Origin of the sequence: Streptomyces sp. NPDC048172 (assembly GCF_043202595.1) — a bacterium.
Taxonomy (GTDB): Bacteria; Actinomycetota; Actinomycetes; order Streptomycetales; family Streptomycetaceae; genus Streptomyces.
Window position 1 is genome coordinate 132,086 of sequence record NZ_JBIDAT010000007.1, and the last position, 26,415, is coordinate 158,500.

The 26,415-nt window shown below is 72.3% G+C and carries 25 protein-coding genes; 12 read left to right on the forward strand and 13 right to left on the reverse strand.

Features of this window, described 5'->3' with window-relative positions; translation table 11 throughout:
* Positions 1–14 precede the first annotated feature (14 nt).
* Positions 15–1,307 (reverse strand): NAD(P)/FAD-dependent oxidoreductase, encoded by a 1,293-nt coding sequence (locus ACGF3A_RS30055; RefSeq protein ID WP_393733521.1) that lies wholly within the window; start codon positions 1,305–1,307, stop codon positions 15–17.
* Positions 1,308–1,845: 538 nt separating this feature from the next.
* Here ACGF3A_RS30055 and ACGF3A_RS30060 point away from each other — a divergent pair.
* Positions 1,846–2,976 (forward strand): ArsR/SmtB family transcription factor, encoded by a 1,131-nt coding sequence (locus ACGF3A_RS30060; RefSeq protein ID WP_393733522.1) that lies wholly within the window; start codon positions 1,846–1,848, stop codon positions 2,974–2,976.
* Here ACGF3A_RS30060 and ACGF3A_RS30065 read toward each other — a convergent pair.
* Positions 2,953–4,278, reverse strand: a complete 1,326-nt coding sequence (locus ACGF3A_RS30065; protein WP_393733523.1) for a deoxyguanosinetriphosphate triphosphohydrolase — start codon at positions 4,276–4,278, stop codon at positions 2,953–2,955. The two genes, ACGF3A_RS30060 and ACGF3A_RS30065, sit on opposite strands and share 24 nt — an antisense overlap.
* A 218-nt stretch (positions 4,279–4,496) precedes the next feature.
* Between ACGF3A_RS30065 and ACGF3A_RS30070 the strand changes: the two genes are divergently transcribed.
* A complete protein-coding gene (locus ACGF3A_RS30070) occupies positions 4,497–5,267 on the forward strand; it encodes a glucose 1-dehydrogenase (RefSeq protein WP_393733524.1) in 771 nt (256 codons plus the stop codon).
* 128 nt (positions 5,268–5,395) lie between these two features.
* On the opposite strand, the gene cutA is transcribed toward ACGF3A_RS30070, so the two are convergent.
* On the reverse strand, positions 5,396–5,713 hold the full coding sequence (cutA, locus tag ACGF3A_RS30075) for a divalent-cation tolerance protein CutA (RefSeq protein WP_393733525.1): 318 nt from the start codon (positions 5,711–5,713) through the stop codon (positions 5,396–5,398).
* Positions 5,714–5,788: 75 nt separating this feature from the next.
* On the opposite strand from cutA, the gene ACGF3A_RS30080 reads away from it, so the two are divergent.
* Complete coding sequence (locus ACGF3A_RS30080; RefSeq protein ID WP_393733526.1) at positions 5,789–6,187, forward strand: VOC family protein; 399 nt, start codon at positions 5,789–5,791, stop codon at positions 6,185–6,187.
* Between the two features lie 16 nt (positions 6,188–6,203).
* Here the strand turns inward: ACGF3A_RS30080 and ACGF3A_RS30085 are convergent, their stop codons facing one another.
* Complete coding sequence (locus ACGF3A_RS30085; RefSeq protein ID WP_393733527.1) at positions 6,204–6,923, reverse strand: helix-turn-helix domain-containing protein; 720 nt, start codon at positions 6,921–6,923, stop codon at positions 6,204–6,206.
* A gap of 3 nt (positions 6,924–6,926) precedes the next feature.
* Positions 6,927–7,964 (reverse strand): AraC family transcriptional regulator, encoded by a 1,038-nt coding sequence (locus tag ACGF3A_RS30090; RefSeq protein WP_393733528.1) that lies wholly within the window; start codon positions 7,962–7,964, stop codon positions 6,927–6,929.
* A 65-nt stretch (positions 7,965–8,029) separates the two neighbouring features.
* On the opposite strand from ACGF3A_RS30090, the gene ACGF3A_RS30095 reads away from it, so the two are divergent.
* Positions 8,030–8,353, forward strand: coding sequence for a cupin (locus ACGF3A_RS30095; RefSeq protein ID WP_393733529.1), 324 nt, complete (start codon positions 8,030–8,032; stop codon positions 8,351–8,353).
* 82 nt (positions 8,354–8,435) lie between these two features.
* Here the strand turns inward: ACGF3A_RS30095 and ACGF3A_RS30100 are convergent, their stop codons facing one another.
* The 3 genes from ACGF3A_RS30100 to aroQ form a co-directional block, all read right to left on the reverse strand.
* Positions 8,436–8,633, reverse strand: a complete 198-nt coding sequence (locus tag ACGF3A_RS30100; protein ID WP_393733530.1) for a hypothetical protein — start codon at positions 8,631–8,633, stop codon at positions 8,436–8,438.
* Between the two features lie 41 nt (positions 8,634–8,674).
* Complete coding sequence (locus tag ACGF3A_RS30105; protein ID WP_393733531.1) at positions 8,675–10,039, reverse strand: ferric reductase-like transmembrane domain-containing protein; 1,365 nt, start codon at positions 10,037–10,039, stop codon at positions 8,675–8,677.
* Between the two features lie 94 nt (positions 10,040–10,133).
* Positions 10,134–10,610, reverse strand: a complete 477-nt coding sequence (gene aroQ / locus ACGF3A_RS30110; protein WP_393733532.1) for a type II 3-dehydroquinate dehydratase — start codon at positions 10,608–10,610, stop codon at positions 10,134–10,136.
* Positions 10,611–10,752: 142 nt separating this feature from the next.
* Here aroQ and ACGF3A_RS30115 point away from each other — a divergent pair, with 142 nt between their 5' ends.
* Positions 10,753–11,664, forward strand: a complete 912-nt coding sequence (locus ACGF3A_RS30115; protein WP_393733533.1) for an oxidoreductase — start codon at positions 10,753–10,755, stop codon at positions 11,662–11,664.
* Positions 11,665–11,724: 60 nt separating this feature from the next.
* Positions 11,725–12,435 (forward strand): response regulator, encoded by a 711-nt coding sequence (locus ACGF3A_RS30120; protein WP_393733534.1) that lies wholly within the window; start codon positions 11,725–11,727, stop codon positions 12,433–12,435.
* Between the two features lie 6 nt (positions 12,436–12,441).
* Here ACGF3A_RS30120 and ACGF3A_RS30125 read toward each other — a convergent pair whose 3' ends face one another.
* A complete protein-coding gene (locus ACGF3A_RS30125) occupies positions 12,442–14,046 on the reverse strand; it encodes a family 20 glycosylhydrolase (RefSeq protein WP_393733535.1) in 1,605 nt (534 codons plus the stop codon).
* 173 nt (positions 14,047–14,219) lie between these two features.
* Between ACGF3A_RS30125 and ACGF3A_RS30130 the strand changes: the two genes are divergently transcribed.
* Complete coding sequence (locus ACGF3A_RS30130; protein WP_393733536.1) at positions 14,220–14,672, forward strand: MerR family transcriptional regulator; 453 nt, start codon at positions 14,220–14,222, stop codon at positions 14,670–14,672.
* A complete protein-coding gene (gene trxA, locus ACGF3A_RS30135) occupies positions 14,669–15,001 on the forward strand; it encodes a thioredoxin (RefSeq protein WP_393733537.1) in 333 nt (110 codons plus the stop codon). Before ACGF3A_RS30130 ends, trxA begins: the two co-directional genes overlap by 4 nt.
* Before the next feature lie 196 nt (positions 15,002–15,197).
* Here trxA and ppdK read toward each other — a convergent pair whose 3' ends face one another.
* A complete protein-coding gene (ppdK, locus tag ACGF3A_RS30140) occupies positions 15,198–17,918 on the reverse strand; it encodes a pyruvate, phosphate dikinase (RefSeq protein ID WP_393733538.1) in 2,721 nt (906 codons plus the stop codon).
* Positions 17,919–18,418: 500 nt separating this feature from the next.
* Between ppdK and ACGF3A_RS30145 the strand changes: the two genes are divergently transcribed.
* Both ACGF3A_RS30145 and ACGF3A_RS30150 read left to right on the forward strand, forming a co-directional pair.
* Positions 18,419–18,901, forward strand: coding sequence for a gamma-glutamylcyclotransferase family protein (locus ACGF3A_RS30145; RefSeq protein ID WP_393733539.1), 483 nt, complete (start codon positions 18,419–18,421; stop codon positions 18,899–18,901).
* 122 nt (positions 18,902–19,023) lie between these two features.
* Complete coding sequence (locus tag ACGF3A_RS30150) at positions 19,024–20,055, forward strand: NAD-dependent epimerase/dehydratase family protein (RefSeq protein WP_393733540.1); 1,032 nt, start codon at positions 19,024–19,026, stop codon at positions 20,053–20,055.
* A gap of 35 nt (positions 20,056–20,090) precedes the next feature.
* On the opposite strand, the gene dusB is transcribed toward ACGF3A_RS30150, so the two are convergent.
* Together dusB and ACGF3A_RS30160 are read right to left on the reverse strand one after the other, a co-directional pair.
* The gene (dusB, locus tag ACGF3A_RS30155; protein ID WP_393733541.1) at positions 20,091–21,227 is read right to left on the reverse strand and encodes a tRNA dihydrouridine synthase DusB; all 1,137 of its coding nucleotides are present in this window, start codon (positions 21,225–21,227) and stop codon (positions 20,091–20,093) included.
* 94 nt (positions 21,228–21,321) lie between these two features.
* Positions 21,322–21,903 carry a MarR family winged helix-turn-helix transcriptional regulator gene (locus ACGF3A_RS30160; protein ID WP_393733542.1) on the reverse strand — a complete coding sequence of 194 codons (582 nt, stop codon included), beginning with the start codon at positions 21,901–21,903 and terminating at the stop codon, positions 21,322–21,324.
* Positions 21,904–22,074: 171 nt separating this feature from the next.
* Between ACGF3A_RS30160 and ACGF3A_RS30165 the strand changes: the two genes are divergently transcribed.
* Positions 22,075–23,529 carry an MFS transporter gene (locus ACGF3A_RS30165; protein ID WP_393733543.1) on the forward strand — a complete coding sequence of 485 codons (1,455 nt, stop codon included), beginning with the start codon at positions 22,075–22,077 and terminating at the stop codon, positions 23,527–23,529.
* A 104-nt stretch (positions 23,530–23,633) separates the two neighbouring features.
* Here the strand turns inward: ACGF3A_RS30165 and ACGF3A_RS30170 are convergent, their stop codons facing one another.
* Positions 23,634–24,617, reverse strand: coding sequence for a helix-turn-helix transcriptional regulator (locus tag ACGF3A_RS30170; protein WP_393733544.1), 984 nt, complete (start codon positions 24,615–24,617; stop codon positions 23,634–23,636).
* Positions 24,618–24,868: 251 nt separating this feature from the next.
* Here ACGF3A_RS30170 and ACGF3A_RS30175 point away from each other — a divergent pair, with 251 nt between their 5' ends.
* Positions 24,869–26,257 (forward strand): MFS transporter, encoded by a 1,389-nt coding sequence (locus ACGF3A_RS30175; RefSeq protein ID WP_393733545.1) that lies wholly within the window; start codon positions 24,869–24,871, stop codon positions 26,255–26,257.
* Positions 26,258–26,415 lie beyond the last annotated feature (158 nt).

Consider the following 26,415-nt stretch of genomic DNA (forward strand, 5'->3'; position numbering starts at 1 on the left):
CTGCCCCAGGGGCATCACGCGGAATCGGACGTCCCTTCCGCCTCCGCACGAGTACCCAGCGACTCCAGGGGCACGCCCGGATCGGCGAGGGCGTGCGGATCGACCGTCGCCCCCGTACGGATCAGCTCCTGGATGGGCGCGGTGACGTCCCACACGTTCACGTTGAGACCGGCGAGCACATGGTTGTCCCGCAGCCAGAAGGCGATGAACTCGCGCTTGCTGACGTCGCCCCTGCACACGACCTGGTCGTACGAGCCGGGAGGCGCGTATCCGCTGTACTCCAGGCCGACGTCGTACTGGTCGGAGAAGAAGTACGGCACACGGTCGTAGGAGACGTCCTTGCCGAGCATCGCCCGCGCGGCCGCGGGTCCGCTGTTCAGCGCGTTGGCCCAGTGCTCCACCCGGAGCCGCTGCCCGAGCAGCGGATGCTGTACGGCCGCGACGTCCCCGGCGGCGAAGACGTCGGGGTCGGAGGTGCGCAGGGAGGCGTCGACGGCGATGCCCCCGCCGGGCCCCTCGGCGAGCGTGAGGCCCGCCGCCTCGGCGAGCGCGGTGCGCGGCTTGGCCCCGATGGCGGCCAGCACGTCATGGGCCGGGTGCTCGTCCCCGTCGTCCGTATGGACCGCCCGCACCATGCCGCCCTGGCCCTCGATGGAGGTCAGTCTGGCGCCGAAATGGAAGCGCACCCCGTGCTCGCGGTGCAGGTCGGCGAAGAGCGCGCCCAGCTCGGGCCCGACGACCGTGTGCAGCGGCGTCGGCTCGGGCTCCACCACGGTGACCTCGGCCCCGTACGAACGGGCCGCCGCCGCGACCTCCAGGCCGATCCAGCCGGCCCCGGCGACGACCAGATGGCCGTTCTCCTGGCCGAGCGCGGAGAGCACCCCGCGCAGCCGGTCGGCGTGCGCGAGCCGCCGCAGATGGTGCACCCCCGCGAGCCCGGTGCCGGGGATGTCCAGACGGCGCGGCTCGGCCCCGGTGGCGAGCAGCAGGGTGTCGTAATGGATGCGCGTGCCGTCACCCAGACGGACGGACTTGTTCGCACGGTCGAGCTGCACGGCGGGCTGGCCGAGGTGCAGCTCGATGTCGGCCCCCGCGTACCAGGCGGGCTCGTGAACGAAGACACTGTCGCGCTCGTCCGCACCGGTGAGGTACCCCTTGGAGAGCGGAGGCCGCTCATAGGGATGGTCGCGTTCGTCGCCGATCAGTATGACGCGGCCGGTGAAACCCTCCGCGCGCAGGGTCTCGGCGGCTTTCGCCCCTGCCAGTCCCCCGCCGACGATGACGAACGTCCGGTGTGCGTCGACCACTTGAAGCCTCCTCGCTGACGCTGCCCCTGAGGGCTGTGCTGTCCGGCCATACGGACGTGCGGACGCGCGGACGTCCGGATGCGAGCTGAAGCCATTGAACACCTGGCTCCCTGCCGTGCGCTTGGGCGCGTGCGGCCCGCGCGTGGTTCCCCGCGCGGCTGCCGGAGCCGCCTCGTCCACACGTGAGCGTCCCGCATCGGCGGGGAGGCGGGAAGAGGCAGGGGGTACCGGCCGGGCCGCTCACGGGCGCACGGAGGCCCGGCAGGAGCCCGGCAGGAGCCTCCCGTCACGGGCGAAACCGGATGATGGCGGAGCCCCGTCTCCCCCGAGGACGGCTCCGCCATCACCCGACAAGCGTCGTTCCGGCGCGGAGGGTTCGGGGCGGTTTCGTGGAGAACGCAAACGGAATTGAGCAGTCCGGTCCGGATCCTCCCTACGGTCGGGGGAAACGGCCGCGAGGCACGGGCCGGGAGCACGGCCGGGGGACGGCCGGGAACTGCCGGGAACTGCCGGGAACTGCCGGAGGGGACGGGCGCGCATGCTGCGGATCGAGTTCAGCAGCGAGGAGCTGAACGGGCTCAGGCTGGCCGACGGACCCGATCCCCTCTGGGAGACCGTGCTCAGCCTCCACATCCTCCAGACCAGGGAGGCCCCGCTCACCTTCGACCCCTGGCGCGCCGCCGCGCGTACGGCGCTCGCCCGCGCGGGCCTCACCAGGACGGTCGAGGCGCTGATGCGGCTGTGCCCGGCCGCGTCGTACTTCCCGGACTTCCTCACCCCCGGACAGGGCGGCCCCTCCGGGAGCGAGGCGGACGGTCTGGAGCGCTCCGTCGAGCAGGTGCTGTCCACGCCCAAGCGGCGCCTGAGGAGCGAGCTTTCACGGCTCTGCTCCCTCGTTCCGGGTCCCGTCCCGCCCGGCGCCCGGCAGCTCGCGGAAGGCGATCCGGAGGCTCTGCGCCGTCTGGGTGAGGCGCTGCGGCGCTACTACGCGACAGCGGTCGAGCCCTGTCTGCCCGCCATCCGGTCCGCGGCGGCCGAGGACCGCGCGCGCCGCGCCGACGCGGCCCTCTCGGCGGGGCCCGCCGGGCTGCTCAGGAGCTACACGACGGAGCCCGTCTGGCACCGGCCCGGCAGCACCGGCGCGGAGGCGGAGAGCGACGGCCGTACGGACGCGGAGAGCGACGGCCGTACGGGCGCGGAAAGCGACGGCAGGAGCGACGGCCGTACGGGCGCGTCGAGCGGGGTCCTGGAGGCGCCGTATCCGACCAGCCGCCGGCTGCCCCTGCACGGACGGTCGCTCACGCTCGTCCCGTCGCTCTTCTGCGTCCGCAGGCCCGTGGCGCTCGTCGACGAGAGCCTGCCGCCCGTACTGGTGCATCCGCTGTCGCCGCGGCCCGGCTGGTGCGCTCCGGCCGCGCGGCCGGAGGGCGAGACCCTGGCGCAGCTCATCGGGACCTCGCGGGCGCGCCTCCTGGAGACGCTGGACCGCCCGATGACGACCACGGGCGTGGCCGAGGCGCTGCGCGTGGCCCTGTCCACGGCGAGCCGCCATACGGCCGTCCTGCGCGAGGCGGGCCTGGTGCACTCCCTGCGGCAGGGGAACTCCGTACTGCACGCCCGTACTCCGCTCGGCGAAGCGCTCCTCTCAGGAGGCACTCCCACCTGGTGACGCGGCCAGCTCCCTGTGCAGCGCGCGGGCCGACGCGTCCGTGAGGGACGAGATCTGGTCGACCACGACGCGCAGCCGCGCGGCCTCGCCGTCGGCCTCCGCGTGGAGCACGCGGTACTGCGGGTCGAGCCCCTCGGGCGCGCGGGTGAGCAGCGCCTGGGCCAGCTCGCCCAGAACGACGCGCTGTTCGGCACGGAGCCGCTCCAGGTCGGGCCGCTGCATCACATAGCGGTCCGCCACCGCCTTGAGCACCGCGCACTCCAGCCGGACGCCGCGCGGGACGACCAGTTCGGCCGCGTACCGGGTCAGCCGTCCCGTTCCGTACGCCTCCCTGGTGGCTCCCTCCGCGGCGAGGCAGAAGCGGCCGATGAGCTGGCTGGTGGCGTCCTTGAGGCGGGCCTGCGCGAGCGCCGTGCCGTCGTATCCGCGCGGCCACCAGTCCTGTGCGAGCAGCCGGTCCAGCGCCTCGGCCAGCTCGTCCTCGGAGACGCCCGGCGCGTAACGGGCGGCGGCCACGGCGAAGATGTCGCGCCGTTCGGGACGCGCGTGCAGCATCCCGGGGCCGAGATGGCCCGCCTGCATGCCGTCCTCGACGTCGTGCACGGAGTAGGCGACGTCGTCGGACCAGTCCATGACCTGCGCCTCGAAGCAGCGGCGGTCGTCCGGCGCGCCCTGGCGGAACCAGTGGAAGACGGGCAGGTCGTCCTCGTACACCCCGAACTTCGGCGAGTCGGGGTCGTCCGGATGGCCGCCGCGCGGCCAGGGGTACTTGGTGGCGGCGTCCAGGGCGGCGCGGGTCAGGTTGAGGCCGACGCTCTCCCGTTCGCCGCCGTCCCCGGTGAAGCGCTTGGGCTCCAGCCGGGAGAGCAGCCGCAGGGACTGCGCGTTCCCCTCGAAGCCGCCCGCGGGGGCCGCGATCTCGCTCAGGGCACGCTCCCCGTTGTGCCCGAAGGGCGGATGGCCGAGGTCGTGCGCGAGGCAGGCGACCTCGACGAGGTCCGGATCGCAGCCGAGCGCGGCGCCCAGCTCCCTGCCGACCTGCGCGCACTCCAGGGAGTGGGTCAGCCGGGTGCGCGGCGTGATGTCCGCCAGCGGCGCCCCGGGCGTGACGACCTGGGTCTTGCCCGCGAGACGGCGCAGCGCGGCCGAGTGCAGGACGCGGGCGCGGTCGCGCTGGAAGGCGGTGCGCCCGAGCCGCTTGTCGGGCTCGGGTACCCAGCGCTCCGAGTCGGCGGGCGTGTAGCAGGGCCCGGGCGGCCCGTCAGCGGCTTCCGGGTCGGGTGTGCCGTACGTGCCGTGCATACGCCGACCGTAACCGGCCTGCGGCCCGGGAGGCCGGGCACGGGGTGGCGGGGGCGTACGCGGGGGTGGTGGCGGTGGGCGTGCGGGGGACGTGCGCGGGGGTGGCGGTGGAATATCGCGGCGGGCAGGATGTTATTTCTATTAGGCATATGCATCCCCGGCATATACCCCATCTCCGTGGGTTACGGGCATCAGGAAGAAGCGAGGCGAGCATCACCATGGCTGCTGATCTCGAAGGCAAGGTCGTCGTCGTCACGGGCGGAGCGCGCGGGCTCGGCGCAGCGGCGGCGAAGGCGGTGGTCGAGGGCGGCGGCCGTGTCGTCCTCACCGACGTGCTGGAGGACGAGGGCAGGGCGACGGCGGAGGCGCTCGGCGACGCCGCGCGCTTCCTGCGCCACGACGTCACCAGCGAGGACGACTGGCGCGCGGTGCTCGACCGCACGGTGTCCGAGTTCGGCGCGGTCCACGGCCTGGTGAACAACGCCGGGGTGACCACCGGCGGCACCCTGGAGCAGGAGACCGTCGAGCACTTCCGCAAGGTGATCGACATCAACCTGGTCGGCGTCTTCATCGGCATGAAGACGGTCCAGCCGCTGATGCTCGAGGCGGGCGGCGGCTCCATCGTCAACATCTCCTCGGCCGCCGGGCTCACCGCCCTGGCGATGACCGGCGCGTACGGAGCCTCGAAGTGGGGCGTGCGCGGCCTGTCGAAGATCGGCGCCGTGGAGTGGTCGGCGTCCGGGATCCGCGTGAACAGCGTGCACCCCGGGATGATCTACACCCCGATGACCGAGGTCACCGGCATCCGGCGCGGCGAGGGCAACTACCCGGGCGCCGCCATGGGACGCGTCGGCGAGCCGGAGGAGATCGCCTCCGCCGTCGCCTACCTGCTGTCGGACGCGGCGTCCTACGTCTCCGGCGCCGAGATCGCCGTGGACGGCGCCTGGACGGCGGGCAAGACGGTCCGCGACCTCACGGGCCAGGGCTGAGCGCGAGGGCCGGGGCCGGGCCTCACAGGCCCGGAGGCCGGGACCGGGGCCCGGAGGCTCGGCCTCCGGGCCCGGGAGCGGCTCAGCGGGGCGGTGAGCCCCGTGAGGGGGTGTCTGGCCGGGGCCGGTCAGGCGGTCTCCTCCGCGACCCACGCGAGGTAGTCCTCGCCGCCCCGGACGACCGGGGTGGCGATGATCTCCGGTACGTCGTAGTCGTGCGCCTCGCGGAGGTACGCCTCCAGCGCGTCGTACCGCGCGGCCGTCGTCTTGAAGAGCACCTGCCATTCCGGGTCGGACTGGACGGCGCCCTCCCAGCGGTAGAACGACTGCACGGCGGAGCCCACTTGGGCGCACGCCGCGACCCGCCGCTCGATGGCACCGGCGGCGAGTGCGCGGGCCTTCTCCTCGCTGTCGATGGTGGTCAGGACGGTCAGGATCTCCGGCATGCGCCCACGGTAGCGGCGGTCCGGGCGTCCGATTCGTTCAAGACCAGAGATCGCGGCTCTGGCTACGGTGCTCGTATGACTCCTCGATTCGACCTCATCGGCATCGTCACCTCCGACATGGCCGCGTCGCTCGCCTTCTACCGGCGGCTCGGCCTCGACATCCCGGCGGACGCGGACAGCGAACCGCACGTCGAGGCCGAGCTGCCGGGCGGACTGCGCATGGCCTGGGACACGGAGGCGACCGTCCGCTCCTTCGAGCCCGACTGGAAGGCGGTCGAGGGCGCGGGCCGCATCGGACTCGCGTTCCTCTGCGACAGCCCGTCCGACGTGGACAAGAACTACGCCGAGCTGACAGCGGCGGGGCACACGGGCCACAAGGAGCCCTGGGACGCGTTCTGGGGCCAGCGCTACGCGGTGGTCCTCGACCCGGACGGCAACTCGGTGGACCTCTTCGCGCGCCTCGGCGACGCGTGAGTCAGCGGCGCATGGGTCAACGGCTCATGAGCCCCGTCATGGACGTGCCGGCCAGCGCTCTGACCTCGCGGGCGAGATGGGCCTGGTCGGCATAACCGGCGCGGAACGCGGTCTCGGACAGGGGCGTGCCGCCGTCCGCGAGGCGCAGCGCCGTGCGCATGCGCAGCACACGGGCCAGGGTCTTCGCTCCGTAACCGAAGGCGTCCAGGCAGCGGCGGTGCAACTGCCGCTCGCTGAGGCCCACTTCCCGGGCGATCTCCCGCACCCCGTACCCCCGCGTCAGCAGCGCGACGACCGCGTCCGTGAGCGGCCCTTCGGCGCCCTCGGGGCGCGCCCCGGGCGCCGCGCCCTCCGCGGCGGCGGCCAGTCGCGCCCCCGCCACGGACTCCAGCGCCACGCCCCGGTCGGGGGCGGCCAGCATCCGCTCGGTCAGCTCGCGGACCTCCCGCGCGGGCCACATCCCGGCCAGCGGCACCCGCTGGTCCCGCACCTCGAACGCCCGGACCCCGAAGACGCGCGGGCCCGTCCCCGGCGCCAGGCGCAGGCCGGTGATGCTGTGCTCGGGACGGCGGGAGAATTCATGGGCGCGGGTGTCGGGACCGGCGACGACCAGCTCCCCGTTCCACAGCAGGAGGTCCATGCAGCCGTCCGGCAGCACCAGCCCGGTCCCGTCGGGCGCCGCCCCGTGAGACCAGACCACCGCGCCGGGGATCCGCGAAGGCCGTTCCTGGTACATGCCTCAAGGATGCCCCGCGCCACTGACAACGGGCTCTCCGGCGCCGGCCTCCCCCGCCCCCGCCGGGAGCGTGGCCGCGCGGTGCTCGGCCGGGCTCACTCCGCGTACGCGCTTGAACGCGGCGCTGAGCGCGAAGGCGTCGGCGTACCCGACGCGCCGGGCCACCGCGCCGACGGTGGTGCCGGGCTCGCGCAGCAGGCGCGCGGCGAGATCGATGCGCCACTGCGTGAGGTACGCCATCGGCGGCTGGCCCACCAGTTCGCTGAATCGGCGGGCCAGACTGGCGCGGGAGACCCCGGACTTGGCCGCGAGCCCCGCCACGGTCCAGCCGTGCGCGGGCTGTTCGTGCATCACCCGCAGCGCCGCGCCGACCACAGGGTCGCTCTGCGCCCGGTACCAGGCGGGAGCGCGCGCCTCGGCCCGCGCGAACCAGGCGCGCAGCACGGAGATCAGCAGCAGGTCCAGCAGCCGGTCGAGCACCATCTGCTGCCCCGGCTCCTCCTTGACGACCTCGGCGGCGACCAGCGGCATCAGCGCGGAGTCCCAGTCGCGTGCCTTGAGCAGCAGGACGGGCGGCAGCGCGTCGAGGAGCCGCGCCGAGAGGTCGCCCTGGAACTGGTAGTTGCCGCTCAGCACCAGATGCGGGTCGTCGTGGCTCTTGCCCCAGGTGCGGACGCCGAGGCTCAGTTCCTCGCACATGTCCACGCCGTTCAGGTCGGTGAAGCAGTCGCCGGGGTTGACGACCAGCTCCGGCACGGTCGCGGGGTCGTCGGCCACCACGTACGGCTCCGGCCCGCGCAGCACCACGATGTCGCCGCGCTCCATCCGTACGGGCTCGCCCTCACCCGGGATCACCCATGCCTCGTCCCCGCGCAGCATGGAGGCGAGGGCGAGCGGCGCGCCGTCCTGCACGCGCAGCGCCCAGGGGGGTTCGAGCACCGCCTGGTGGAAGAGGCCGCCCCGTGCGCGTGCCCCGCTGAGCACATCGGCCAGCGCCTCGGCCAGCACGTCTTCCGCGGAAGTGTTCACCGGTCCGTCCACGCTCGTCAGCTTAGACGCGGCCCGGGCCCGGTTGCGCCGTCCCGTCGGCCCGCGAGGATGGAGGGATGGATGACCTCACCACACTCGCGGACGAGCACATGGCGTTGGCCGGGAGCGACCCGCGCGGTCGCAGTGCGCATCTGTTCCTCCAGGACGGGCCGCTGCGGCAGAGTGTGATCGCCCTGGTCTCGGGCGCCTCTTTGGAGGAGCACAACGCTCCCCCGGCAGCCAGCCTGCACGTGCTGCGCGGCTATGTGCGCATCACGTCCGACAGCGGGCACAAGGAGGTCGCCGCCGGGCAGGTGCAGCGCATCCCTCAGGAGCGGCACGGGCTCACCGCGATCGAGGACTCGGTCGTCCTGCTGACGACGGTGACCGGCACGGAGTGACGGAGCCGCGTTCGGTCCCGTCCGGCGGATCATGGTTGCCCTCGTCTCTGGGCTGGGCAACCATGACCCGGCCGGACACGGCCTAGGGATGCTCCGCCGCGCCCCCGTCCGGCATACGGTCGGGTGCCGGCGGCGCGGCCGGGTTCACGGTCAGGACGAGCAGGGTCGCCGCGACGGCGCTCGCCCCCGCGAGCCCGGCGGCGAGCCTGCTCCTTGCGCGTGCCGGGCGCGGAGGCGCCGAAGGGGCGGTCGGTACGGGCTGCTTGCGGTGGCGTGCCATCGCGGAAGGTCCTCGGCTTTCTCTCGTCGGTGGGCGGGGCGTCAGAACGCGAACTCCTCGGAATGGACCCGCCCCCGTGGCACCCCGCACCGCGCCAGCGCGGCGACGGCGGCCCTGGTCATCCCGGGCGGTCCGCACAGGTAGACGTCGTGGTCGGCCAGGCCGGGCACGAGCTCGCGCAGCGCCCCGGGGGCGAGCGGGTCGTAGGGTCCGTCCGAAGGCCCCAGCAGGTAGTGCAGGTTGGCGCCGCGCCGCAGGGCGATGGCCTCCAGTTCCTCGCGCAGTACGAGTTGTTCGGGGCTGTTCGCGCGGTACAGGAGCGTCAGTTCGCCGGGCGCGCACGGGAGCGTCTCGAAGAGCGCGCGCATGGGCGTGATGCCGACCCCTCCCGCCAGGAGCAGCACTTGGCTCCTGGTGCGCCGGTGCGCGGTCATCGCTCCGAAGGGGCCCGTGGCCAGCACCCGTACGCCCGGACGGAGACGGCGCATACGGCGGGTGTGGTCGCCCAGCGCCTTGACGGTGATGCGCAAGGTGTCGTCCCTGACGGGCGCGGAGAGCGAGAACGGAAGCGCCGTCCGCCACAGGCGCGGGGCGAGGAACCGCCAGCGGAAGAACTGTCCGGCCTCCGCTTGGAGCGCGTCGACTCCCCTGCCCCGCATGGTGACCGACACGACCCCCGGTCCCTCGGGCCGTACGTCCACCACACGCAGGGCGTGCCGGAGGGCCTGCCGCACGGGCACCACCGCGCGGTACCAGACCAGCAGCACGGCCACCGCGGCGTGCAGCAGCGACCACAGCCAGGACACGAACGGGCTGCCCGCGATGTCGGGGCCGGAGAGCTGGTGGACGAAGGCCAGCCCGGCGGCGACGTACATGAGGAGATGCGCCGAGCGCCACACCTCGTAAGAGACCCGTGCGCGCACCGCGCGGGCCGAACTCGCGCCCAGGGCGGCCATCATGACCGTGCCGCCCGTCGCGGCGGCGAGCGCGGGGTATCCGGCGAGCGCCTTCGCCGCGGTGACCAGATCGGTGCCGGTGTGCGCGGCGTAGCCGCACAGGGCGAGCAGGGCGTGGAGGACGCACAGCAGCACCACGGAGCGGCCGCTCCGGGCGTGCCAGCGCGCCAGCCTGTCGGCGCCCACCCCGTGCTCGACGGCGGGGACGCGCGCCATCAGGAAGAGCATGACCAGCACGCCGTACCCCGCGAGCAGCCCGGTCAGGTGCGCCGCGGTCGCGAAGACCGCGTCCAGACGGGCGGAGGAACGCGCCTGTACGGCCCACAGGGCGACGACGGCGAGCCCGCCGAGCACCAGTGCCACCGCGAGCGCGCGAGGCGGCACACGGGGCGTCTCGGGGAGCGGCGCGGACGGCGCAGGCGGGGCCGACGTGCCGACGGGGAGGGGCATGGCGCCAACCTAGCCGCCAAGAATTCGACGAAAGCCCAGGTCAGCGCCCGACCGGCGATCCTTACGGAGCGCTTAAGGGTGGCCTCAAGAGCGGTTAAGCCCGCCCTTCCTTCCGCCATTCCCCGATCCTGTGCAGCACGGAGCGCAGCGCGAGCTCGTACCCGAAGACGCCGTGCCCGGAGACCATGCCCTGGCACACGGGGGCCGTCACGGAGGTGTGCCGGAAGGGCTCACGGGCGTGCACGTTCGAGATGTGCACCTCGACGCAGGGGACGCCCATTCCGGCGACCGCCTCGAGGGCGTCGCGCAGGGCGTAGCTGTAGTGCGCGTAGGCCCCGGGGTTGAAGACGATGCCGCTGTCCCCGTTCCTGGTGCTGTGCACATGGTCGATGAGCGTGCCCTCGCTGTTGCTCTGCGCGCAGCGCACCTCGGCGCCCAGCTCGCGCCCCAGAACCGTCGTCCGCTCCTCGACGTCCCGCAGCGTGGTGCTGCCGTACGTGGCGGGGTCGCGCTCGCCGAGGAGGTTGAGGTTGGGACCGTGCAGGAGCAGCACGCGAGGGGTCGCAGTCATGGAATCACCCTAGAGGGACGGGCCGTACGGGTGCGCCCGGAGGCCGGGCCCCCGCACTGCCTCGACCATCCGGAAGCGTGCGGCTAGCCTCCGGATGGAAGGTGACCCGGGAGTCAGTGACGAGGCGAGGAGCACGGCTGACATGGGCTGGACAGCACGCAGGATCCCGGATCAGGGCGGCCGCACGGCGGTGGTGACGGGAGCGAACAGCGGCATCGGCTTCGTCACGGCCCGGGAGCTGGCCCGCAGAGGCGCCCGCGTCGTCCTGGCGTGCCGGAGCGAGGAGCGCGGCCTGGAGGCCCTGGAGCGGCTCGTGAACGAGCTGCCCGAGGCGGCGCCCCGTACGGAGCTGCGGACGCTCGATCTGGCGGACCTGGCATCGGTCCGTACGTTCGCCAAGGAGCTGCCGGACGAGCGGGTGGACCTGCTGATCAACAACGCGGGCGTGATGGCGCTCCCGTACCGCAGGACCGCCGACGGCTTCGAGACGCAGTTCGGCGTCAACCATCTGGGGCACTTCGCGCTCACCGGGCTGCTGCTGGACCGTCTGCTGGCGGCGGACGCGCCCCGCGTCGTGTCGGTCTCCAGCTTCATGCACCTGCTGGCCAACATCGACATCGGCGACCTCAACAGCGAGCGCGGCTATCAGCGCTGGACGGCCTACGCGCGCTCCAAGACGGCCAACCTGCTCTTCGTCCACGAGCTGGCCCGTCGTACGGCGAGGACGGAGCTGGTGGCGGCGGCCGCGCACCCGGGCTATTCCTCGACCAATCTCCAGACCACGGGTCCCCGGATGGAGGGCCGCGGGACGGCGGAGCGTATCTTCAGGCTCGGCAACAGCCTGATGGCCCAGTCCGCCGAGGCGGGCGCGCTGCCGACGCTGTACGCGGCGACGGCGCCCGGCGTCCGCGGCGACTCCTTCACGGGCCCGCGGCTGCTGGGCTGGCGCGGCACGCCCGCGCCGTCGTGGCGCGCGCCCTGGACGCGCAGCGACGCGGCGTCCGAGCGGCTGTGGGTGGCGTCGGAGCAGCTCACCGGGGTCAGCTACGGCTGAGGCCGCGTACTGGCAGCTGGCAGCGAGGCCGCGGACGGGCGGCGAGAGGCGGGAGAGCGCGTGATCCGCGTCCTGGTCGTCGACGACGACTTCATGGTGGCGAAGCTGCACAGCACGCTGGTCGCACGCGTCCCCGGGTTCGAGGTCGCGGGGGTGGCGCACAGCGGCGCCGACGCGCTCTCCTCGGTGCGTGAGCTGCGACCCGACCTGGTGCTGCTGGACCTGTACCTGCCGGACCTGAGCGGCCTGGAGGTGCTGCGCAGGCTGCGCGGCGACGAGGCGCCGGGCGGCGGCCCCGACGTGCTGGTCATCACGGCCGCCAGGGATGCCGCGAGCGTCCGCGCGGCGCAGCACGGCGGTGCCGTGCAGTACGTCGTGAAGCCCTTCGAGGGCAAGCTCCTCCAGGAACGCCTCGTGCGGTACGCGGAGCGGCGCCAGGAGTTCGAGGCGCTGGCCTCGGCCGGGCAGGACGAGGTGGACCGGATCATCGGCGGCCCCGCGGCGGGAGGTGCCACGGGGTCCGCCCTCCCGGCACACGCGCCCGCCCTCCCCAAGGGGCTCACCGAGCAGACCGCCGAGCTGGTGCGGGGCGCCCTCGACGCCAGCCCGGAGGGCGAGGGCATGTCGGCCTCCGAGTGCGCCGGACGCAGCGGCCTCTCGCGGGTGAGCGCCCGGCGCTATCTGGAGCACTTCGTCGCCACGGGCACCGCGCGGGTGACGCTCCGGTACGGCACGACGGGCCGTCCGGAGCGCCGCTACCACCGCGCCTGAGCCCGGTCACTCCTTGCCGAGGAGCTCCAGTCCGGGGCCGAGCCCGAGCCCGTCCACACCCTGCTGGAACGCGTCGTAGGCGAGCCCCGCCGCGTCCCCGCTCCACATCTTCTGCGCGAGCACGCCGAGCGTCTTGTTCACCATGGTGTGCACGTCCCGTTCGGTGTACGGATGGTGCACGAGGTCGTTCCACACGGCGAAGAGCGAACCGTGCAGCGAAGGGTCGAACGGTTCGACGCTCTGACCGTCCGGGAAGACGTGCGGCGCCCATTCCTCGTACAGGTAACGCCCGTCCAGGCCCTGCCCGTGGTAGTAGTCCGCGTACGGGACGATGTAGAGGGTCGCGTCGTTGATGTTGACGAACTCGTAGCCGTCCTTCTTGATGGCCGTCGGGCCGTACCAGCCGTTGTTCCAGCTGTAGATCCGTACGTCCTTGTCGAAGCCCTCGGCCGTACCGCCGAGTTCGCTCAGGCTGCCCCAGGCGGCCGGGCGCTTGCCCAGGTCCCTCAGATGTGCGGCGAGGGCGTTGAAATAGCCGCGGTACTGCTCGACGGGACCGCCGTACTCGTCGGCGCCGTAGTGGACGACGGGGCTGCGGAACCAGGGGACGAAATGGGTGAACAGCTCCCGCATGAAGGCCGTCGACGCCTCCTTGGCCAGGTCGAGATGGTCCGAGTTCCCGCCGTCCAGGCCGATGTCGGGCCGGAACTTCACGAAGGCACGCGAGTGCGCCGGGGCGTCGAACTCGGGGGTGAGCCGTACGGCGTGGGCCTCGGCGAGGTCCTCGAACCCGTCCCAGGTGGCGCGGTCGTACGACCCGTCGCGCGCCGCGAGCCCCGACCAGGCCGGGTCGTCGCTGGCGAGCCGGAAGGCGGACTGCGCCTTGCTCCAGTCGCCGTCGGGCGCCTTGATCTCGTTGTCGTTGAGATGGATCTGGAAGTCGTTGAACTTGAACCAGCTCAGGGCCCGGATGTAGTCGCGCAGGAACTCCGGCGTGAAGAACCTCCGTCCCACGTCGAGCATGAGGCCCCGGCGCGCGTAGTCCGGCCAGTCCTCGGCGGTCCCGGCGGGGACCGCGCGGCGCTCGTCGCGCACGAGGATCTGCAGGAGGCTGCGGGTGGCGTGGAAGACGCCCGCGTAGGCGGGCGCCGTGACGGTGACGTGCCGGGCCGTGACGGCCGTTCTGCTGCCCTCCTCCCGGTAGCGCTCGCCGCCCTCCGGGTGGCTGTCCGAGTCGTCGAGGAGGAGCCGTATCTCGCCCTCGTCCGCGCGTCCGTTGTCGGTGCCGGGGGCGCGCAGCCGGACGCCGGTCAGCTCCTCCAGCTCGGCGGTGAGGGTCCGGGCGAGCTTCCGCAGCCGTGCGTTCCCCCGCGAGACGACCACACGGCTGGCGGACGTCAGACGGAACTCCCCCTCCCCCGCCTCCCACCGCTGGAGCGCGGGGACCACGAAGGGCGCTCCCTCCGCCGCACGGGCGCGTGACGGCAGCGCCGCGGCGCTGCCGGACAGGGGCACCGCCAGTCCGCCCGCGGTGAGACCCCCCGCGGCCAGAGCGGCGAGGCCGGTCGTGAGGGTGCGTCTGCTGGGTTGGAACTTCTCGTTTTCTGTCATGGGGGCCTCTCGGAGGGGACAGGAATGAACGGAATTCCACGTGCTCCAGTGGTAGATACCAGTTCCCCGCCGGTCGGCGACACCCCTTGTGCCAGCCTTGACGTCCTGTGCTGGCCTTGACGTCGGCGTCAATGCCTAGCGTGTGGCACGCGGTACGGAGGGAGCGAGCTGGAATGCGCATCGGTGAACTGGCGAAGCGCGCGGGGACGACCACGCGGACCCTGCGCTACTACGAGTCCCGCGGGCTGCTGACCGTACGGCGGGACGCGAAGGGCTACCGCGCCTTCGGCGAGGAGGACCTGAGACTCCTGCGGCAGATCAGGATGCTGCGGGACTCCGGGTTCGACCTGGAGGAGACGCGGCCCTTCGTGGAGTGCCTGCGGGCCGGTTACCCGACCGGCGACTCCTGCCCGGCCTCTTTGGAGGCGTACCGCAAGAAGCTCGCCGAACTGGACGACTGCATCACGCAGCTCCAGGACGTACGGGACAGGGTGCGCGCCGATCTGGCCCGCGCCGAGGTGGAGTCCACCGCGCGGTCGGCGGACGCCCCGGAGCCCCGCTGCGAGCTGACGCCCCGGTCCGGGGCGTCCGTCACGGGAGAACCGGCAGAGGGGAACACGACATGACACGCACGACGGCACTGACGGAGGTCACCGACGAGACGTTCGCCGAGGAGGTGCTCAACTCGGACGTGCCCGTACTCGTCGACTTCACGGCGGACTGGTGCCCGCCCTGCAAGATGGTCGCGCCCGTACTGGCCGACATCGCGGCCGAACGGGAGGGCGCGCTGAAGGTCGTCTCCCTGGACGTGGACAGCAACCCCCGCGCACAGGCGGCCTACGGGGTGATGTCGATGCCGACGCTGATGGTCTTCCGCGACGGCGAACCGGTGCGCTCCGTGGTGGGCGCACGCCCGAAGGCGCGGCTCCTCAAGGACTTCGAGGACGTCCTCTGAGCCGTTCAGCCGTCCCTCGGGCGGTCTGAACACGTTCACGTATCTCCTGAACACGTTCACGCCCGCACTGAACACGTTCACGCACAGGGGGAGGGGGCGGCACCTCCGCACAGGGCCGCCCCCTCCAGGGTCCCGGGCCCCGCTGCCGCAGTGAGGGACGTGCGACGCAAGGGTCCGGTGGTACGTCGATCCGTCGTCAGCGCGTCCCGCGCGCCGCCGCCCTGCCCGCCTCCAGGCGGGCGACCGGGATCCGGAACGGGGAGCAGGAGACGTAGTCCAGCCCCGCCTCGTGGAAGAAGTGCACCGACTCCGGGTCGCCCCCGTGCTCGCCGCAGACGCCCAGCTTGAGGTCGGGCCGGGTGGCCCGGCCGGCCGCCGCGGCGTCCCGTACGAGCGCGCCGACGCCGTCCTTGTCGATGGTCTCGAACGGCGAGACCCCGAAGATGCCCTTCTCCAGGTACGCGGTGAAGAAGCTGGCCTCCACGTCGTCCCGGGAGAAGCCCCAGACGGTCTGCGTGAGGTCGTTCGTGCCGAACGAGAAGAAGTCGGCCGACTCGGCGATCTGGGCGGCCGTCAGCGCGGCGCGCGGCAGCTCGATCATCGTGCCCAGCGAGAGCTTCAGCTCGACGCCGTACTCGCGCTCGACCTCGTCGATGACCTGCTCGGCCTCCTCGCGGACGATCTCCAGCTCCTGGACGGTGCCCACGAGCGGGATCATGATCTCCGCGCGCGGGTCGCCGTTGGCGTTCTTCCGCTCGGCCGCCGCCTCCGCGATGGCCCGCACCTGCATGGTGAACAGGCCGGGGATGACGAGACCGAGCCGCACCCCGCGCAGGCCCAGCATCGGGTTCTGCTCGTGCAGCCGGTGGACGGCCTGGAGCAGCCGCAGATCGTTCTCGTTGGCGTCCTTGCGGGACTCGGCGAGAGCGACCCGTACGGACAGCTCGGTGATGTCCGGCAGGAACTCGTGCAGCGGCGGGTCCAGCAGCCGTACGGTCACGGGCAGCCCGTCCATCGACTCGAACAGCTCGACGAAGTCGCCCTTCTGGAGCGGCAGCAGGCTGTGGAGCGCCTTGTCGCGCTCCTCCTTGGCGTCGGCGAGGATCAATCGCTCGACCATTTCGCGCCGTTCGCCGAGGAACATGTGCTCCGTACGGCACAGACCGATCCCCTGGGCGCCGAAACGGCGTGCCCTGGAGGCGTCTTCGGCGTTGTCGGCGTTCGCACGCACCCGCAGCCTGCGGACGCGGTCGGCGTAGGCCATGATCCGGTGGACGGCCTTCACCAGTTCGTCGGAGTCCTCGGCGCCCGCGTGCATCCGGCCCTCGAAGTACTCGACCACGGGGGACGGCACGACCGGGACCTCGCCCTGGTAGACCTTGCCGCTGGAGCCGTCGATGGAGACGACGTCGCCTTCCTCGATGACGAGACCGCCCGGTGCCGTCATCCGACGGCGCTTGGTGTCGACCTCCAGCTCCTCGGCGCCGCACACGCAGGTCTTGCCCATACCGCGCGCCACGACGGCCGCGTGCGAGGTCTTGCCGCCGCGCGAGGTGAGGATCCCCTCCGCCGCGATCATGCCGTCCAGGTCGTCCGGGTTGGTCTCCCGGCGGATGAGGATGACCTTCTCGCCGGAGCGCGACCATTTGATGGCGGTGTACGAGTCGAAGACCGCCTTGCCGACGGCCGCGCCCGGCGAGGCGGCGATGCCCCAGCCGATCTGCTCGGCCTTCGCGTCCACGTCGAACCGGGGGAACATCAGCTGCGCGAGCTGCGCCCCGTTGACCCGCTGGAGCGCCTCGGCCTCGTCGATGAGGCCCTGGTCGACGAGCTGCGTGGCGATCCGGAAGGCCGCGGCGGCGGTGCGCTTGCCGACGCGCGTCTGGAGCATCCACAGCTTGCCGCGCTCGATGGTGAACTCGATGTCGCACAGGTCCTTGTAGTGCGTCTCGAGCGTCTCCATGATCTCCATGAGCTGGTCGTAGGAGACCTTGTCGAGCGCTTCCAGCTCGGCGAGCGGGACGGTGTTGCGGATGCCCGCCACGACGTCCTCGCCCTGCGCGTTCTGGAGGTAGTCGCCGTACACGCCCTGCTGACCGCTGGCCGGGTCACGGGTGAAGGCGACGCCCGTACCGGAGTCCGGGCCGAGGTTTCCGAAGACCATGGAGCACACGTTGACGGCAGTGCCCAGGTCGTGCGGGATGCGCTCCTGGCGGCGGTAGAGCTTCGCCCTGTCGCCGTTCCACGAATCGAAGACCGCGCGGACGGCGAGATCCATCTGCTCGCGCGGGTCCTGCGGGAAATCCCGGCCCGTCTCCTTGGAGACGATGCCCTTGAACTGCTCGACGAGCTGCTGGAGATCGGCGGCGCACAGGTCCACGTCGGTGGCGGCGCCGCGCGTCTTCTTGGCCTCCTCCAGCGCGTCCTCGAAGAGCTCCCCGTCGACGCCGAGCACCGTCTTGCCGAACATCTGGATGAGGCGGCGGTACGAGTCCCAGGCGAACCGCTCGTCGCCCGCCTGCGCCGCGAGCCCATGCACGGACTCGTCGGAGAGGCCGATGTTGAGGACCGTGTCCATCATTCCGGGCATGGAGAACTTGGCGCCCGAACGGACCGAGACCAGCAGCGGGTCGTCGGCCTGGCCGAGCTTCTTACCCATCCGCTCCTCAAGGGCGGCGAGATGGGTGCTCACCTCGTCGCGGAGGGCGGCGGGCTCGGCCCCGGAGTCGAGATAGACCTTGCACGCCTCGGTGGTGATCGTGAATCCCGGAGGGACGGGAAGTCCGAGGTTCGTCATCTCGGCGAGGTTGGCCCCCTTCCCACCAAGGAGGTCCTTGAGGTCCTTGTTGCCCTCGCTGAAGTCGTAGACGAACTTCTGCTGTTCTGCGCCTGATGCGTTCTTCGCGTGAACTGGCACCGGACTCGGCTCCTCGTGGTCGGCTGCCCTGACGGCGGGGAGCGTACCCAGATCAAAGGCTTTGAGGTACGTCCAGCGGCACGTCACACGGCTGTAACCACCCATGTGCCGAGAGATCGAAAGTGTGGGCCCTTTCTGCTTACTTGATAGCGCCATCCATCTAGTGGAGCAATGACTGCGAGGAGCAACGATCCACCTCTCTCATCTCACTCGCTGCACTTTTTTCCTTCAAGTAGTGAATCTAGAGGCGGTAAAGTCGCGGCACGCTCGTTGGAGATCTACAGCTCACAATTGAGCACTCATTAGCGCTCATCTGAGCGCGACCATTATCAAGGTGGCGCGAATCACGCGCCCGAGCGAGCGAACGTCTCACTATGCGGACAGGCCCTCGTGGCCGTAACCACGCATTCACGACACGGGGCCCCAGGGGCCGCGCAGTAGATTCGCCCTGCGAAGCGACAGCCCCTGTTCCCGCTCAACTTCGAGATGGATTGCCCCTTATGACCAACCCCACGCTCCAGGTGCGGCTCGCCCGGCTCGCGCCCGGCGCCGACGTCCTGTTCGTCTACGGCACCCTGCGCTTCCCCCGGATCCTGTCGGCCCTGCTCGGCCGGGTGCCGACCGGAACGCCCGCGGTCGTCTCGGGCTGGCGCGCGGCCGCGCTGCAGGACAGGCCGTACCCGGGACTCGTCGAGGCGCCGGACGGAAGAGCCACCGGCCTGCTGCTGGCGGGGCTGTCCGTACGGGAGTGGCGCATACTCGACGGCTTCGAGGGCGACGAGTACGACCTGCGCAAGCTGCCCCTGGACGGCCCCCTGCACGACGGCACTCCGGGCACCGGCTGGGCGTACACCTGGGAGAGCCCGGACCTGGCACGCCCCGAGGACTGGGACGCCGACGCCTTCGCCGCCGGAGTGCTCGATGCCTACGCAGCACGGCTGGAGGCGGCGAAGGTCTCGCCCGCACCGGAGGGCACGGGCTGACACCGGCATCGGCGCCGACACCGGCACTGGCATCGGCATCGGCACCGGCACCGGCCGCGTCGTGATTCCGCTGTGAGCGTGCAGCCGTTCCGCGGATGGCGCGCGGGAGGCAGAGTCGGCGCATGAGACTTCTCGTGCTGGGCGGAACGGAGTTCGTGGGGCGGGCCGTCGTCGAGGCGGCGCTCGAACGCGGCTGGGACGTGAACGTCTTCCACCGGGGCCGTCACGAGCCACCGCCGGGCGTCGGCGTACTGCACGGGGACCGGGGGACCGAGGGCGGGCTGAAGGCCCTGTCCGACCCGGACCTCGCGCCCTGGGATGCGGTGGTGGACACCTGGAGCGGCGCCCCCTCCGTCGTACGCGACAGCGCCCGTCTGCTGGCCGGCCGGGCGGGACGGTACGTCTATGTGTCGAGCGGCTCCGTCTACGCGTTCCCGGCGGCGCCCGGAAGGGGCGAGGACCGGCCCGTCGTGGAGGGATCGCCGGACGACGGCGGCGAAGTGGACTACGCACGTGCCAAACGGGGCGGCGAACTGGCCGCGACGGACCTCTTTGGAGACCGTGCCCTCCTGGTGCGCGCGGGGCTCATCCTCGGTCCCTGGGAGAACATCGGGCGGCTCCCCTGGTGGCTCACCCGTGTCGCACGGGGCGGTGAGGTCCTGGCCCCGGGCCCGCCCGGGCTGGAGCTCCAGTACATCGACGTCCGCGACCTGGCGGAATGGACGCTCGACGCGGTCGAGTCGGGGCTGCACGGCCCGTACGGACTGGTCAGTCCGCCCGGACACACGACCATGCGGGAACTGCTGGAGACGCTCGTCCGGGTCACCGGTTCGGACGCGGAACTGCGCTGGGCGGGCCCGGACTTCCTCACACGCGCCGGGGTCGAGCCCTGGACGGAGCTGCCCGTATGGGTGCCGCCGGGCGGAGATCTGTACGACACGCTGCACCGCAGCGACGTGACGAAGGCGCTCGGGGCAGGGCTCAGTTGCCGTCCGTTCGCGGAGACGGCCGCCGGGACCTGGGAGTGGCTGTGCTCGCTCGGCGGCGTGGCGCCCCAGCGGCCCGACCGGCCGCTCCCGGGGCTCGCGCCGGAGCGCGAGGCCGAGCTGCTGCGTGCGCTGGCGGAAGAGACGGGCCCGCGCGGCGCGGACTGAGGACGCGACCGTCGGGAGGATCAGCCGCCGGAGGATCAGCCGCCGGAAGTGTCCAGTTCCGCGTCGGGAGCGAGGACGCCGCACTCCTGGGGATCGTCCAGCCAGCCCTCGGGGAGCACGACCTTGTTGCGCGAGTGCGTCCTGCCCCGGGGGCCGTCGGCGCTTTCCGGCCACTCCTGGTCCAGGTCAAGCCCGTCCAGCAGGGTGCGCAGCTCCTCCAGCGACCCGGCTACGGCCAGCCGCTTGCGCGCCTCGGAGCCGACGGAGAAGCCCTTGGTGTACCAGGCGACGTGCTTACGGAAGTCGATGACGCCACGCGCCTCGTCGTCCAGCCACTCCCCCAGCAGCCGCGCGTGCCGCACCATCACGTCGGCGACCTCGCGCAGCGTCGGGCGGGCGAACTCCTTCGGCCCGTCGGGCGACAGCGCCGCCACCAGGTCGCCGAAGAGCCAGGGCCGGCCGAGGCACCCGCGCCCGACGACCACGCCGTCGCACCCGGTCTCGCGCATCATCCTGACCGCGTCATCGGCGGACCAGATGTCTCCGTTGCCCAGGACGGGGATCTCCGGGACCGCCTCCTTGAGGCGCGCGATGGCGTCCCAGTCGGCCGTGCCGCCGTAGTGCTGCGCCGCGGTGCGGCCGTGCAGCGCGATGGCGGTGATTCCCTCGTCGACGGCGATCCGGCCCGCGTCCAGGTAGGTCAGGTGGTCGTCGTCGATGCCCTTGCGCATCTTCATGGTCACGGGCAACCCGCCCGCGTTGCCGACGGCCTCGTGGAGGATGGCGCGCAGCAGGGGCCGCTTGTACGGCAGTGCCGAGCCGCCGCCCTTGCGGGTCACCTTGGGCACGGGGCAGCCGAAGTTGAGATCGATGTGGTCGGCCAGGTCCTCGTCCGCGATCATTCGCGCGGCCTTGCCGACGGTCACCGGGTCCACGCCGTAGAGCTGGATGGAGCGCGGCTTCTCGGTCTCGTCGAAGTGGACGAGCTGCATGGTCTTCTCGTTGCGCTCGACGAGCGCCCGCGTGGTGATCATCTCGCTGACGAACAGGCCCTGCCCGCCGGAGAACTCCCTGCACAGCGTCCGGAACGGCGCATTGGTGATCCCCGCCATGGGCGCGAGCACCACGGGCGGCTGAACGGCGTGCGGTCCGATACGGAGCTGCTGGGTCATAGGGCGGGCATCCTCCGGCGGTCAGGGGCAGACCCCCCATTGTCCCCCATACGGCCGCGTGCCTGACCAGCGCTCCCGCGGACGGCCGTCGTCGTCACCGCGGCCCCGCGCCGCTCCCGGAACCGCTGCCGACGCCCATGCCCACGTCCGCGTCCGCCTTCCCGTCCACGTCGCCGTCCGCCGTGCCCGGCCCTCTGAGGCGGGCAGCGGCCCGGCGCTGCCGTCGGGTCGCCTCGCCGATGAACCGGGCGACCAGCTCCAGCTCCTCGGTGGTGAACTCGGAGTGCAGCTCCTGGACCTCGTGCTTGAAGTCCTCGAACAGCACCTGCATGTCGGCGTGCCCCTCCGGGATGATCTCGATGAGCACGCGCCGCTGGTCGGTGGGGTGCGGGACGCGGCGGACGTACCCCTTCTTCGCGAGCCGGTCGACCAGGCCCGTGACCGAGGCGGGCGCCAGCCCTGACCGGTGCACCAGCTCCTTGGCGGTCAGCGCACCGTCGCGGTCCAGCCAGTCCAGCGCCTTGGTCTCGATGGCGCTCAGCCCGCGCTTCTCGGCGATCGCGCTGTGGAACATGACCGCGACCGAGCTCATCTCCCGCTCGGCCCTGATCAGCTCGCCTATGACCTCGGCCCGGTGCTCCTCGCTGTCGCTGCCCGGCCTGCCCTCACTGCTCATGACGCCAGCCTAGCAAGGAATTTCGTTCGCCCGAACGAAGGACTTGCGCGGCGGCGGCTCCGCGTGCCAACATTTCTTTCGTTCGGGCGAACGAAAGAATCTGCGCGAAGAATCCGCTGGGCCTCCCGCTCCCGCTCGGGGCCCTCACCCTCGACGAGACGGAGCCCTGAGATGTCCGCCCAGACCCTGACCACGTCCCCGGTGTCAGCGCCGGATCCCGTTCCCCCGCCGCACCCGCGCCGCTGGGCCGCCGCGGTGGTGATGATGGTCGCCGCGCTCATGGACATGATCGACATCACGATCGTCAACGTGGCCCTGCCGTCCATAGGCCGCGACCTGCGCGCCCCGGAGAGCGCGCTCCAATGGCTCATGTCGGCGTACATGCTGGGATTCGCCGCGACGCTGATCATCGCCGGACACCTGGGCGATCGTTACGGACGCAAGGTCCTCTTCCTGCTCGGCACCGGCGGCTTCGGGCTCGCCAGCCTGGCGTGCGGCACAGCCCAGTCGCCGGGCCAGCTCATAGCGGCGCGCGCGGTGCAGGGAGTGGCCGCGGCCCTGGTCCTGCCGCAGGTCCTCGGCTCGTTCCGCACCCTTTTCCAGGGCAAGGAGCGCGGCGCGGCCTTCGGGATGTACGGGGCCGTGGCGGGCTTCGCCTCCGCCGTGGGGATCCTGCTGGGCGGCGTGCTCACCGACGCGGACCTCTTCGGCTGGGGCTGGCGCTCCATATTCCTGATCAACGTGCCGGTGGCGGTGGCCACCCTGATAGCCGGACTCCTGGTCGTCCCGTCCACCCGGGAGCGGGGGACCCGGCACCCGGATGTGCTCGGGAGCCTGGCACTGGCCGCGGGGCTGATCGCCGTCGTGCTGCCGCTGGTGCAGGGGGACAGCTGGGGATGGCCCGTCTGGGGCTGGCTGTGCATGGCGGCCGGGGTGCTCGTGATCGTAGGCGTGGCCGTCGTCGAGTCGCGCCGTCGGGGTATGAGCACCCCGCTGCTGCCTGCACAGGCCTTCCGTAACCCGGCGTTCTCGGTGGGGGTGGCGGTGCAGCTGCTGTTCGCCGTCGGGCTCCAGGGCTTCTTCCTCATCTTCGCCCTGTGGCTCCAGGCCGGTGAGGGGTACACCCCGCTGCAGGCAGGCCTGGTGACCGTCGCCTTCTCCGCCGGGGGCTTCCTGACCGCCCCCGTGGCCTCGGGCCTCGCGGTGCGCTTCGGACGGCTGCTGCTCGTCGCGGGGGCGCTCATGATGACGGGCGGCTTCGGCTGGCTGTGGGCCGCCGCCGACGGCGCCTCGGCCGCGCACACCGGTGCCTGGCCGCTGGTGCCGGGGCTGGTGCTGGCGGGGGCCGGACTCGGCTTCCTCGTCGTGCCGTTGGTGAACGTCGTGCTCTCCGCCGTGCCCGCCGGCCTGGCCGGAGGCGCCTCCGGGATCTTCTCGACGGCCCAGCAGTTCGGCGGAGCGGTCGGGGTCGCGGTGATCGGCTCGGTCTTCTTCCGGCACACCGACGGCGGCATGACCGACGCGTTCGTGCACGCCGTGCCCTGGGCGGCGGGAGCGGCGGCCTGCTGCGCCCTGCTCTGCCTGTGGCTGCCGCGCACGGCCGTCGCCGAGGACGAGGCCCTGTGACGAGGGCGCCGGAGGCGACGGCGCCGACAGCGCCGGACCCGGTGCGGGAAACCGGGGAAGCCAGGGAAGCCGGGCGGCTGGCGGTGGGCCCTGCGGGGCTCCCGTCAGCCGCCGTTCCTTTCCACGCCCGCGCCCGATCCCGCTGCCGCGCCCGCTCTCGATCCGGTTGCCGCGTCGGAGCCCACGCCCCCCACTGTCTCCGTCTCCGCGTTCGCCTCCGCCTCCGTCACCAGCGCGTGCAGTCGTTCCACGCGCTCCCGCGTCTGCTCGTCCACCGGGACGTACACGCCCATCCGGGCGCCCTCGGCCGGGTTCAGCCAGAGTCCGTGGTACGTGAACTGGAGCATGCCGACGTGGGGGTTGAGGAACCGCTTGTGCTTGTCGACGGCGCGGGCGACCTCGTGCCGCTGCCACACGTCGCGGAACTCGGGCGAGGTCTGGAGGCGCTTGAGCAGCGCCTTCCAGGCGGGCTCCGAGAGGTGCTCGGCCATCCGGGCGCGGAAGCGGGCGGCCATCAGGCGGACCGTCTCGTCCCTGTCGGGCATGGCCGCGCCCCAGTCGGGGTCGGTGAAGGCGAGCCACATGCAGTTGCGGTCGCATGCGGGGTGGGCGTCGAGGTCGCCGAGGAGACGCCCGTAGACGCGGTTGTAGGCGAGGATGTCGTAGCGGGCGTTCTGCACGCAGGCCGGGAAGGGTTCGAGCCGCGTGAGCATCTGCCGCATGCCGGGCGGCAGGACGGTGGTGTCGTCCGTCGGCATCGGGTCGGCCGTTCCGGCCAGGGCGAAGAGGTGGGCTCGTTCGCTGCCGTCGAGCATCAGGGCCCGGGACAGCGCGTCCAGGACCTGGGCGGAGACATGGATGTCCCGCCCCTGTTCGAGCCAGGTGTACCAGGTGACGCCCACCGTCGAGAGGTGTGCGACCTCCTCGCGGCGCAGGCCCGGGGTGCGGCGGCGGGGGCCGCGTGGGAGGCCCGCCTGTTCGGGGGTGATGCGTTCGCGGCGGCTGCGCAGGAAGGCGGCCAGCTCACTGCGGCGCACCCGGTCGGCGGCGGGTGTTTCGGGCGGGGACTCGGGGGCGCTGGCGCTCATGGGCTCCAGCTTGCGACATGGGAGGACGTCTGTGCCAGGTAGTCCTGGTACCAGGATGAAGAGCGTCTGGTACCAGGTTCGCGTGGGGATCAGTGTCGACTCTCGTGAGCGACAACGTCACCACTTCAGCCAGTACCCGTTCCGACCCCCGGTCCTCGTCGCGGCCGCCCTCGTCGCAGCCGCTCTCGTCGCGGTCATCCCCTTCGAGCCCGTCCCCCTCGCACGGCGCGGCCGCCGGTGCGGCGCCGTCCATGGCGCTCAGCACGCTGGGGCTGCTCACCGTGCTGCTCGGCGCGGCCCTGCCGATGGTGGACTTCTTCATCGTCAACGTCGCCTTTCCGAGCATCCAGCGCGACCTGGACGCGTCTCCGGCGGCACTCGAAATGGTCGTCGCCAGCTACGCGGTCGCCTACGCGGCGCTGCTGGTCCTGGGCGGACGCCTAGGCGACTCCCTCGGGCGTCGGCGGCTCTTCCTCTGGGGCGTGGCCGCGTTCGGAATCACCTCGCTCGCCTGCGGGCTCGCGCCGAACGCGTGGTCCCTGATCCTCGCGCGGCTCACCCAGGGCGCCGCCTCCGCGATGATGCTGCCTCAGGTGCTCGCCACCATCCACGCGACCACCGAGGGGCGTCGGCGCAGCCGGGCCATCGGGCTGTACGGCTCGGTCGGTGGCATCTCCATGGTCCTGGGGCAGGTGCTGGGCGGTGTCCTCGTCGCAGCGGACCTCGGGGGCTCGGGCTGGCGTGCGATCTTCCTGGTGAACGTGCCCGTTGTGCTGTTCGCCCTGCTGCTCGGCGTGCGGAGCGTGCCCGACAGCCGTTCGACCACGCCCGCGCGGGGCGACATCCGGGGCACCGTGCTGCTGACCGCCGCGCTGGTCGCCCTTCTGCTGCCGCTCACCGAGGGCCGGGCCGCGGGCTGGCCGCTCTGGTCGGTGGCGCTGCTGGTCGCGGCACCCTTCCTGGGCTGGGCCTTCTTCGCGACCGAGGCCCGGGCCGAGCGGTCGGGCGGCAGCCCTCTGCTCCCTCCTTCGCTGCTGCGTGAACCGGGCGTGCGGCGTGGCCTGATGGCGGGACTGCCCGTCTTTCTGGGCTTCAGCGCCTGGATGTTCGAGATCGCGCTCGTCCTGCAGCAGGGGCTGCGGTTCGGCGCGCTCCAGGCCGGGCTGGCCCTGGTGCCGCTGGGGATCGCCCAGTTCGCGTCGTCGGTCATGGCGCCACGGATCACGGAGCGCCTCGGGACGGGACGCGTGCTCACGTTCAGCGCCGTCCTCCAGTCCACCGGCCTGGTCCTCGTCGGGCTCGCCGCACTGGCCTGGTGGCCGGAGCTGTCCTGGGCCGGTCTGGCGCCGGGATTCGTCCTGTGCGGGCTGGGCCAGGGGCTCCAGCTGCCCTCGTACTTCCGCCTCGTGCTCTCGGCCGTCCCCGCCTCCCATGCCGGGGCGGGCAGCGGGCTCGCCGCGACGACCCAGCAGTCCTGCCTGGCCCTCGGAGTGGCCACGCTCGGTTCGCTGTTTCTGGCACTGATCCCAGTGCTGGGCATGCGGGACGCGTGGCTCGTCGCGCTGTCCGTGCAGGTCGTCGGGTTGGCGGGGCTGTTCGTCGTGGGGCTCCGGGTGCCCAGGGACGCGGCCGAGGGGTGACAGGTCCGGGCACCACCGGCCAAGGCACCGGCCAACGCACCCGGCCGGAACGTCCGTACGGACCGCTTACAGGGCCGTCCGTACGGATCGCTCACACGGGCCGCCTATACGGATCGCGTATAGGCGGCCCCGGCCGCGTATTTCTGTCCCTCCCGCGC

What these genes read in the sequence shown, in the direction of transcription:
- ACGF3A_RS30080 (WP_393733526.1), top strand. Translation starts at nt 5,789, where the DNA reads ATGACTCCTCGATTCGACCTCATCGGCATCGTCACCTCCGACATGGCC.
- dusB (WP_393733541.1), bottom strand. Translation starts at nt 21,227, where the DNA reads ATGACCCAGCAGCTCCGTATCGGACCGCACGCCGTTCAGCCGCCCGTG.
- ACGF3A_RS30125 (WP_393733535.1), bottom strand. Translation starts at nt 14,046, where the DNA reads ATGACAGAAAACGAGAAGTTCCAACCCAGCAGACGCACCCTCACGACC.
- ACGF3A_RS30060 (WP_393733522.1), top strand. Translation starts at nt 1,846, where the DNA reads ATGCTGCGGATCGAGTTCAGCAGCGAGGAGCTGAACGGGCTCAGGCTG.
- trxA (WP_393733537.1), top strand. Translation starts at nt 14,669, where the DNA reads ATGACACGCACGACGGCACTGACGGAGGTCACCGACGAGACGTTCGCC.
- ACGF3A_RS30065 (WP_393733523.1), bottom strand. Translation starts at nt 4,278, where the DNA reads ATGCACGGCACGTACGGCACACCCGACCCGGAAGCCGCTGACGGGCCG.
- ACGF3A_RS30070 (WP_393733524.1), top strand. Translation starts at nt 4,497, where the DNA reads ATGGCTGCTGATCTCGAAGGCAAGGTCGTCGTCGTCACGGGCGGAGCG.
- ACGF3A_RS30095 (WP_393733529.1), top strand. Translation starts at nt 8,030, where the DNA reads ATGGATGACCTCACCACACTCGCGGACGAGCACATGGCGTTGGCCGGG.
- aroQ (WP_393733532.1), bottom strand. Translation starts at nt 10,610, where the DNA reads ATGACTGCGACCCCTCGCGTGCTGCTCCTGCACGGTCCCAACCTCAAC.
- ACGF3A_RS30130 (WP_393733536.1), top strand. Translation starts at nt 14,220, where the DNA reads ATGCGCATCGGTGAACTGGCGAAGCGCGCGGGGACGACCACGCGGACC.
- ACGF3A_RS30160 (WP_393733542.1), bottom strand. Translation starts at nt 21,903, where the DNA reads ATGAGCAGTGAGGGCAGGCCGGGCAGCGACAGCGAGGAGCACCGGGCC.
- ACGF3A_RS30115 (WP_393733533.1), top strand. Translation starts at nt 10,753, where the DNA reads ATGGGCTGGACAGCACGCAGGATCCCGGATCAGGGCGGCCGCACGGCG.
- ACGF3A_RS30085 (WP_393733527.1), bottom strand. Translation starts at nt 6,923, where the DNA reads ATGTACCAGGAACGGCCTTCGCGGATCCCCGGCGCGGTGGTCTGGTCT.
- ACGF3A_RS30100 (WP_393733530.1), bottom strand. Translation starts at nt 8,633, where the DNA reads ATGGCACGCCACCGCAAGCAGCCCGTACCGACCGCCCCTTCGGCGCCT.
- ACGF3A_RS30165 (WP_393733543.1), top strand. Translation starts at nt 22,075, where the DNA reads ATGTCCGCCCAGACCCTGACCACGTCCCCGGTGTCAGCGCCGGATCCC.
- ACGF3A_RS30145 (WP_393733539.1), top strand. Translation starts at nt 18,419, where the DNA reads ATGACCAACCCCACGCTCCAGGTGCGGCTCGCCCGGCTCGCGCCCGGC.
- ACGF3A_RS30175 (WP_393733545.1), top strand. Translation starts at nt 24,869, where the DNA reads ATGGCGCTCAGCACGCTGGGGCTGCTCACCGTGCTGCTCGGCGCGGCC.
- ACGF3A_RS30105 (WP_393733531.1), bottom strand. Translation starts at nt 10,039, where the DNA reads ATGCCCCTCCCCGTCGGCACGTCGGCCCCGCCTGCGCCGTCCGCGCCG.
- ACGF3A_RS30170 (WP_393733544.1), bottom strand. Translation starts at nt 24,617, where the DNA reads ATGAGCGCCAGCGCCCCCGAGTCCCCGCCCGAAACACCCGCCGCCGAC.
- ACGF3A_RS30150 (WP_393733540.1), top strand. Translation starts at nt 19,024, where the DNA reads ATGAGACTTCTCGTGCTGGGCGGAACGGAGTTCGTGGGGCGGGCCGTC.
- cutA (WP_393733525.1), bottom strand. Translation starts at nt 5,713, where the DNA reads ATGCCGGAGATCCTGACCGTCCTGACCACCATCGACAGCGAGGAGAAG.